Raw genomic sequence first — 8,665 nt, forward strand, 5'->3', positions numbered from 1 at the left:
CAAATCAGACCTTAACATTTCTCTAGCTTAGCGTAGGCCGTGACCAACCACTTAATACCTTCACCATTAAACGCCACTTGCACTCGACTTTGTTGACCACTGCCTTCGAAGTTAATAATGGTGCCTTCGCCAAATTTAGGATGAGCCACTCTTTGTCCTAATGCATAACCGGTGCTATTGAACGTTTCTTTAACCGCACTTGAGCCAAAACGACCCGAGGTAGCAGGGCGGTTCACTTGCGCTTTCATGCGCACTTCTTCTACACAACTTTCTGGGATTTCACGAATAAAACGCGAGGGTTTATGGCATTTCTCTTGCCCATAGACACGTCTCATTTCAGCATAAGTAATATAAAGTTTGGTCATTGCTCGCGTCATGCCAACATAGCAAAGGCGGCGCTCCTCTTCCAAACGCGCGGCATCTTCCGCCGACATTTGATTGGGGAACATGCCTTCTTCAACGCCAACCATAAAGACTAGTGGGAACTCCAAACCTTTGGCACTGTGCAATGTCATCAATTGTACCGCATCGGTAAACTCATCCGCTTGCCCTTCACCCGCTTCAAGCGCCGCATGCGATAAGAATGCCGACAACATGCTCATATCATCCGCTTCTTCTGGTTTTTCAAACTGACGAGCGGCGGTAACGAGCTCTTCCAAGTTCTCAATGCGAGCTTTGGATTTTTCGCCTTTTTCCATTTCATACATATTGAACAAGCCCGACGATTTAATCGCATGGTCGAATTGTTCATGCAAGGCTAAATCGTAAGTATCATCTTCTAGCGCAGTAATCAGTTCCATAAATCGACTAAACGCCATCGCCGCACGATTAGGCAGAACTTTTTCGTCAATGAGTTGAACGCCCGCTTGCCATAATGTGGTGCCACGATCGCGCGCGGTCATACGAATGGTTTCCAGCGTTTTATCACCTAAACCACGTGTTGGTGTATTCACAACTCGTTCAAACGCAGCATCGTCATTACGGTTATTCATCAAGCGTAAATAGCTGAGCGCATCTTTGATTTCTTGACGCTCGAAGAAACGTTGACCACCATAAATTCGATATGGCAAGCGCGCCTGAATTAACGCTTCTTCCAATATCCGTGATTGAGCATTATTGCGATACAACATGGCGCAACTGGTGAGAGGGGTGCCTTTTTCATGCCATTCTTTGATTTTGTTAACCGCAAAGCGCGCTTCATCCAAATCGTTATAGGCAGAATACAAAGAGATAGGATCGCCGTCTGCACCTTCAGTCCACAAGTCTTTACCCATGCGTTCGGTATTATTGCTGATCAGCTCATTGGCTGCGGTCAGGATATTCTTGGTTGAACGGTAGTTTTGCTCTAAACGAATAGTGCGCGCAGCGGTAAACTCGCGTAGGAACTTTTGAATATTTTCAATCTGCGCGCCACGCCAGCCATAAATGGATTGGTCATCATCACCCACGATCATCACATGAGCATCTCGTCCTGCCATCATCCGCAACCAAGCGTATTGAATGTTGTTGGTATCTTGGAATTCGTCCACCAAGATATGCTTAAAGCGCGCTTGATAGTGCTCACGAATATGCACTTTATCGCGCAATAATTCATGGCAACGTAATAAAATTTCAGCAAAATCGACTAAACCCGCACGATCGCAGGCTTCTTGATAAGCTTGATAGATTTGTAGATACGTTTTGGCTACCGGATCATGATAAGTGTCAATGTGACTTGGGCGTAAGCCTTCATCTTTTTTACCATTGATCCACCAGCTCGCTTGTTTGGCCGGCCATTGTTTTTCATCAAGGTTTTGCGCTTTGATTAAACGGCGCAGCAAACGCAGCTGATCTTCTGAGTCAAGAATTTGGAAATCTTCTGGCAGTTTCGCATCCATATAATGAGCACGAAGAATGCGGTGGCAAATGCCATGAAAAGTACCGTTCCACATTCCTGACGACGTTCCCATCATCAGTTCGTCAATCCGGCCTCGCATTTCTGCCGCCGCTTTATTGGTAAAAGTCACCGACATAATCGAAAACGGCGAGGCTTGCTCCACCGATAATAACCAAGCGATACGATGAACCAATACTCGCGTTTTACCACTGCCAGCCCCTGCCAATATAAGCAAGTTTTCAAGTGGTGCGGCTACGGCTTCACGTTGTCGGTCATTAAGACCATCGAGTAATAAAGAAGGATCCATCATCATTCCACTGGTTATTTATACATAAAAGACGAGTATACACGAAGTTAAGGCAGGATTTTAGATTCATCACATCACATCTGTTTTTTATAGTATTCATCATTTTTGTTACATCATTCGCGAACATGCATCCATAAAAAAACCGAGATTCACTCGGCTTTATCTTATTTGCTATTGATTATTTGTTTCTGCTACAAACCAAACACCCAAGCGGCGAGCGTATAACTAATCCCAGTGATAAAGAAAATCCCCACGATATTGAGCATAAAGCCGGCACGGATCATATCTTTAATTCGTAACTGACCCGAAGCAAATACAATACTGTTTGGCGGCGTGGCCACTGGCATCATAAAGGCGCAACTGGCCGCCAATGCAGCAGGGATCGCAAGCATGGCTGGATTCTCTCCCATCGCAATCGCAATTGGTCCTAATAGAGGTAGGAAGCCCGCTGCCGTGGCGGTATTACTGGTTACTTCGGTTAAGAAGATAATCGCTGCGGTTACAATTAACATCACCACAATAATTGGCATTCCACCGGTTGAAGCTAAACTATCACCGATAAAATCAGCCAGGCCGGAGCTTTTAATTTGCGCGGCAAGACTTAAACCACCACCAAATAACAGCAATACGCCCCAAGGCAGATTTTTGGTGCTGGCCCAATCAAGTACAAACTCTTGTTTTTTGACATTAATAGGAATGATAAATAACAATAAAGCGGCAAACATCGCAATACTGGTGTCATTGATTGGCAAACCTGTCCATTTGGCGATTAATGGACGAAATACCCAACTCAGCGCCGCGCCAATAAAGATAATCGCAACCCACTTTTCACCTTTGCTAAGCTTGCCCAACCCTTTTAATTGTTGCCCTAGTAAACCTGTCGCATCGCCTTCTTGGGCGTCCGGTAATTTATACGAAATCTTGGTCAACCAAACCCAAGTGAAAGCCAGCATAATAATCGATAACGGCAATCCCACCATCATCCACTTACCAAAGCCCAACTCCATGTTGTAACTGTCGGCTAAATACGCTGCAAGTAAGGCGTTTGGCGGTGTGCCGATTAAGGTTGCTAAGCCCCCAATACTGGCTGCATAGGCAATACCTAATAACAAAGCACTGGCAAACTCAGGGTTTTTATCGCGTTTTTCACCACACACAATACCAATGATCGACATCCCAATAGGTAACATCATCACAGCCGTTGCGGTATTACTCATCCACATGGATAAAAATGCCGTCACTGCCATTAAGCCACCAATTTGATACGCGGGTTTATTCCCCACCGCCAGCATCGCGATCAGCGCCACACGTTTGTGCAGGTTCCACTTTTCCATCGCAATCGAGAGTAAGAATCCACCTAAGAATAAGAAAATCAGCGGATTGGCAAACGCTGCCGTCGCCTCTTTGATACTGGCTGTGCCCAATAATGGTGACAAAATAATAGGTAAAAATGAGGTTACAGGGATCGGCGCAGCTTCTGTTACCCACCACACCGCCATTAGCGTCGCAAGGCCAATCATGCGCCAAGCGGATTCACTCAAACCTTCCAAAGGTGGTGGGAAAACTAACGTCATGATCAAAATCAATGGTCCAATAAAAAGACCTAAATAACGAGAGTTGTTTGGAATAATTGACTCTTTTTCTAGCATGGACATAGACTTCGCCCCTTTAGTTATCATTAATTCCGCATATTAAAACTGGTTTACTCCCAATATGCATTAGATAATTTCGGGTTCGGGACTTTTGAGGTAATCAAATATTTTAATTTGTGACTATTGTAGATTATCTGCTTGTTTGAACTCATTTTTATAACGCGACACTGTGTTATTTTCCATCAACTGAATGCTATAAAACCCCACCCTCCATTCGTGTTCATTTAATGCTCAGTGATCTTCTTTTGGCTGAGCTTCGTATTTATCTCCATATGAAACACACCTAATATCCAAGGGATAGAAATGCTGACATCCAATCATGCTCACTCGCAACATCAATGGTTAACATCGGATTGTTCTAACAATATAGAATTATTTCTCCTGCCCATCATCCTGCTACCCGGTGGCCGTCAACGCCTTAAAATCATTGATGCCAAGCATCTTGCCTTAATTTCTCGGGTATTAAAAAAACAATGCCCACTGGTGATGGCGCTTACTCACTCCAATGGCGAAGGGCTTTATCCTTGGGGCATTTTGGTTGAAGTGACCAATTTCTCGCAAACCAAAGAAGGCTTTTTAACTATCGATATTCATGCGCAGCAAATGGTCGCGTTACTGGGTTGTCATCAAGCAGAACCACATCGTTGGTTGTGTCGCATTGAAGCGAGCGATCATTGGTCACCGCCCGCGCCAGTCACGCAGTCAACTCATCTAAACCCAACCCAACTCAACCCAATCCAAGCGAAAAACGGATCACAAACTGGATCAAGCTTGAATCAAAAAACGACCTATATTGATGAGCATCAAAACCAATACGTCAAGCAATTAAAATCCCTTTTTAAAGCTCAACCTTTGCGTGCCGAACTGTACACAGAAACTTATTTCTCCCAATTAGAATGGGTCGTGGCTCGTTTAATTGAACAACTACCTTTGCCTTCTCAGGCGCAAAAAGAATTTTTAAAACCAAATAGTTTTCAACATGTTGTACACTTTTTAAATACCTTGCTGAAAATATCTGATCCTAATTAAAACTCCATGCGTATTCATAATATGAAGGATCTAACTATTTGGGTGACAATATGCAGCAGGATGTGAATACGATAAGCCATAAGGAGAGCATCATCGCTGCCCAATCACTATTGTCCGAAGATTTAACCACATACCTCGTTTTGGTGGCTAAGCAACAGGACAAACATGCTTTTAGCATCTTGTTTCAATACTTTGCTCCCAAAATACAACGCTTTGGCATCAGTAAGCTTAATAGTGAAGTCTTGGGCAAAGAACTGGTACAAGACACCATGACCAAAGTGTGGAAGAAAGCGCACCTGTATCATCCAGATAAAGGCGCGGCCACAACCTGGATCTATACCATCATGCGTAACTCCGCATTTGATATGTTAAGGCAAATACAATTTCGTTCTGAAGAGTCCTTATCCGATGATATTTGGCCTGTTAACTCTATCCAATCAGCACAAGCCACAGAGCAAGATGAAAGCAGCGTGTTCCAAGATCACCTGTTATCAAAACATTTGCTCAATCATGTGGGTCGCTTACCTGAAGCGCAGCAACAAGTGATACAAGGCATTTATTATCAAGAGCTATCACAAGAACAATTAGCTCAACATCTCGGCATTCCAATTGGTACCGTCAAATCAAGACTCAGACTGGCACTGGAAAAATTAAAGCAACACATGGGAGAAAACGATCATGATTAAACATCACCCAACCGCGACCGTTTTGCAGCAATTTGTCGATGGCAACTTGCCAGCCTCTATTTCGCTCATTGTCGCCAGCCATGTAGAAATATGCCCGCATTGCCAGCAACACACGATGCAACTAACCGAGCAAGCGGCGCAATCATTATTTGAACCAGAAACGCTCAATCAAGTGCTTGATTTAAACCCTTCGCACGCTGATTTAACCTTAGATGAATTCGATATGATGCAGAGTATTACCGATATCGAAATTGAAGAAACACCCGTTGCCATTCCACTGCCGAAAACTGTGACCGAAATTGACATCAACGGTACTCGGATTGCCCTGCCACATTCGATGAAATCCATTGCACTAAAAGAGTGGCAAGGCATTGGCAAACTCTCACGAGCTCGCGCAGCACTGGAGGACAATAAGCTTAAAATGTCGCTGTTGCATATCGCTAAAGGTGGTAGTATTCCAACCCATACTCATCATGGTTTTGAAATCACCTTACTACTTGAAGGCAGCTTTCACGATGACATGGGAGAGTATAAAACCGGTGATTTTATGTGGCTGGATGGCAAACACACTCATAGCCCAATAACGGACGAAGGTTGCGTGTGCCTGACGGTATCGAGTGATGCTATTCATTTTACCCAAGGGATGAGTCAGCTTCTTAATCCGATCGGAAAATTTATTTATTAATCCCTCATTTTTCACGTTGTAGAGGCGTTTGACATGGAATCAAAACTTAAAATTGGTATTAGTGCTTGCGTTATTGGTTATAAAGTTCGCTTTAATGCCGGTCATAAGCGCTCAGCATTTTGTACCGATCAATTAGGTGAATTTGCCGACTTTATTCCCGTTTGCCCAGAAGTCGCGATTGGTCTTCCCACTCCACGGCCGACCATTAGACAAATTCTCAACAATGAGATTATTACCGTATCTAAGCCCGATGGTAGCGGCGATGTGACTCAAGCACTAAAAGATTTTGGTAAAGCTCATGCTAATACAACTCAAGATATGGCTGGCTTTATTTTTTGCGCTAAGAGCCCAACTTGCGGCATGGAAAGGGTCAAAGTTTACTATCATCACGGCAAAGGTTCAGCATCGACTGGCGTTGGTGTCTTTGCCGAACAAATCATGAAAGCCAACCCTTGTTTACCCGTCGAAGAAAATGATCGCCTAAACGATCCGGTAATCAAAGAAAATTTCATTACTCGTGTTTTTGTTTATCAGCGCTGGTTAGAGACTAAAAAATCTGGCATCACCAAACATAAGCTGATCACCTTTCATCGTGCGCATAAATACCTTGTGATGAGTCATCATGTTGAAAGTTATCGTGCTTTAGGCCAATTATTAGCACGAGCAGACATGCCATTAGAGCAACAGGCAAGCGAGTATATTCATGGCTTAATGACTGCGCTCAAAATTAAAGCCACACGCAAAACCCACACCAATACCTTACAACATCTGCAAGGCTATTTTAAAAAACAGTTATCGCCTGAAAAGAAACAAGCATTAAGCGATGAGATTACCGCCTATCGAGAAGGCTATTCACCTTTATTAGTCCCACTGACCTTAATCAACCATCACTTAAAAGAATTCCCTAATCAATATTTAAGCGATCAAGTTTACTTAACACCACACCCTAAAGAATTAAAGCTGAGATACGGATATTGAACACTTTACTTTGGATACGCCGAGATATTCGCTTGCACGATAACCCGGCGTTATTTTCGCTGCTCAATCAGCAACCAGAAAAATCACTATTACCCCAAACATCTCAAATAGAACAGCATGATGCACCAACATACGCCGTGTTCATTTCAACGCCACAGCAATGGCATCAACATCACTTCGCGCCAATCAAAGCCGATTTTTTACGTCGCCATCTTGATCTTTTCGCCAAGCAATTAGCTGAACTTGGCATCACGTTTATTCACCTAGAAGCGAATGATTTTAACGATCAAGTCTCGGTGTTACGTGATTTTTGCCAACACAACCAAATTGAAAAAGTGCTCGCCAATCGAGAACCAGAACTCAATGAGATCAAGCGCGATCAACAAGTGATCGAGTCTGATCTTGATTTGCAGCTGTTTGATTGCGATAGCATCGCGCCACTTGGACATATACTGAACAAACAAAGCTTAATGTTTAAAATCTTTACTCCATTCAAAAAAACTTGGCTCAATTATATCCGAGAGATGGGTATTAAAACGGCTCCTATTTCAGTGGTGAGTTCTGATAAAAATAGCCCTAAGCTCGATATTCCAACGCAAAAAGTTGAATTTAATTATCCGCAAATAGACTCTAGCCGATGGCCGCTCAGTGATAGCGTTACCCAACATGTCATCCCTGACTTTCTAGCCAATAAAGTAAGTGAATATTCACAGCTTCGAGATATTCCATCGGTTAAAGGCACTTCAGGTTTATCGCCTTATCTTGCGATTGGTGCCATCAGTGCAAGACAATTAGCCGCGCAACTTATCGAGCGCGATCCGCAAGTGCTTTACCACTCCGATCATCCTGCATTTTCTTGGCTTAATGAACTCATATGGCGAGATTTTTATAAGCATCTACTGCATCATTTTCCACGTTTAATCAAAGGCGACTGCTTTCAAACCAAGTACAACACCCTAATGTGGCGTAATGACCCTAATGATTTTAAAGCATGGTGCGATGGCAAAACTGGCTACCCCATTATTGATGCTGCCATGAGACAACTGTGCCAAACCGGTTGGATGCATAATCGCCTGCGTATGATCGTCGGCAGTTTTTTAACTAAGCATTTATTAATTGATTGGCATTGGGGAGAAACGTTCTTTATGTCGCAATTAATTGATGGTGACTTCAGTGCTAACAATGGCGGCTGGCAATGGGTAGCAAGTACTGGATGTGATGCCCAACCTTACTTTCGTGTTTTTAATCCTATTCTACAAAGTGAAAGATTTGATCCAAACGGTGACTTCATTCGTAAATATTTACCAGAGCTAGAAAACGTGCCAAATAAACAGATCCATTTCCCCCATGAGTATTTACATAAAGAAGGGAAATCTGAAATGTATTGGCCACCATTGGTTGAACATAAATTTGCACGCGAGCGAGCGATTAATCTCTTTAAACAGAACTAGT

General features: G+C 43.3%; 7 protein-coding genes. 5 read left to right on the forward strand and 2 right to left on the reverse strand.

Annotated features, from left to right (window positions below):
* Positions 1 to 11: 11 nt before the first annotated feature.
* Both uvrD and FH976_RS10990 read right to left on the reverse strand, forming a co-directional pair.
* The gene (uvrD, locus tag FH976_RS10985) at positions 12 to 2,186 is read right to left on the reverse strand and encodes a DNA helicase II (RefSeq protein ID WP_194090904.1); all 2,175 of its coding nucleotides are present in this window, start codon (positions 2,184 to 2,186) and stop codon (positions 12 to 14) included.
* A gap of 188 nt (positions 2,187 to 2,374) precedes the next feature.
* Positions 2,375 to 3,838, reverse strand: coding sequence for an SLC13 family permease (locus tag FH976_RS10990; RefSeq protein WP_194090905.1), 1,464 nt, complete (start codon positions 3,836 to 3,838; stop codon positions 2,375 to 2,377).
* A 300-nt stretch (positions 3,839 to 4,138) separates the two neighbouring features.
* Between FH976_RS10990 and FH976_RS10995 the strand changes: the two genes are divergently transcribed.
* Genes FH976_RS10995 through phrB form a run of 5 tightly spaced genes read left to right on the forward strand, consistent with a single transcriptional unit; the run spans position 4,139 to position 8,664 of the window.
* Complete coding sequence (locus tag FH976_RS10995) at positions 4,139 to 4,864, forward strand: LON peptidase substrate-binding domain-containing protein (RefSeq protein ID WP_194090906.1); 726 nt, start codon at positions 4,139 to 4,141, stop codon at positions 4,862 to 4,864.
* A gap of 50 nt (positions 4,865 to 4,914) precedes the next feature.
* Positions 4,915 to 5,550, forward strand: coding sequence for a sigma-70 family RNA polymerase sigma factor (locus FH976_RS11000; protein ID WP_194090907.1), 636 nt, complete (start codon positions 4,915 to 4,917; stop codon positions 5,548 to 5,550).
* Entirely contained in the window at positions 5,543 to 6,235 is a 693-nt protein-coding gene (locus tag FH976_RS11005; protein WP_194090908.1) for a ChrR family anti-sigma-E factor, read from the forward strand. Before FH976_RS11000 ends, FH976_RS11005 begins: the two co-directional genes overlap by 8 nt.
* Positions 6,236 to 6,268: 33 nt before the next feature.
* Positions 6,269 to 7,213, forward strand: coding sequence for a YbgA family protein (locus FH976_RS11010; RefSeq protein ID WP_194090909.1), 945 nt, complete (start codon positions 6,269 to 6,271; stop codon positions 7,211 to 7,213).
* Positions 7,210 to 8,664, forward strand: coding sequence for a deoxyribodipyrimidine photo-lyase (phrB, locus tag FH976_RS11015; RefSeq protein ID WP_194090910.1), 1,455 nt, complete (start codon positions 7,210 to 7,212; stop codon positions 8,662 to 8,664). The genes FH976_RS11010 and phrB overlap by 4 nt, the downstream gene beginning before the upstream one ends.
* The last annotated feature ends 1 nt before the right edge of the window (position 8,665 follow it).

Origin of the sequence: Vibrio hibernica, from assembly GCF_015223435.1 — a bacterium.
In the GTDB taxonomy this organism is placed as follows: Bacteria; Pseudomonadota; Gammaproteobacteria; order Enterobacterales; family Vibrionaceae; genus Vibrio; species Vibrio hibernica.

What these genes read in the sequence shown, in the direction of transcription:
- uvrD (WP_194090904.1), bottom strand. Translation starts at nt 2,186, where the DNA reads ATGATGGATCCTTCTTTATTACTCGATGGTCTTAATGACCGACAACGT.
- FH976_RS10990 (WP_194090905.1), bottom strand. Translation starts at nt 3,838, where the DNA reads ATGTCCATGCTAGAAAAAGAGTCAATTATTCCAAACAACTCTCGTTAT.
- FH976_RS10995 (WP_194090906.1), top strand. Translation starts at nt 4,139, where the DNA reads ATGCTGACATCCAATCATGCTCACTCGCAACATCAATGGTTAACATCG.
- FH976_RS11000 (WP_194090907.1), top strand. Translation starts at nt 4,915, where the DNA reads ATGCAGCAGGATGTGAATACGATAAGCCATAAGGAGAGCATCATCGCT.
- FH976_RS11005 (WP_194090908.1), top strand. Translation starts at nt 5,543, where the DNA reads ATGATTAAACATCACCCAACCGCGACCGTTTTGCAGCAATTTGTCGAT.
- FH976_RS11010 (WP_194090909.1), top strand. Translation starts at nt 6,269, where the DNA reads ATGGAATCAAAACTTAAAATTGGTATTAGTGCTTGCGTTATTGGTTAT.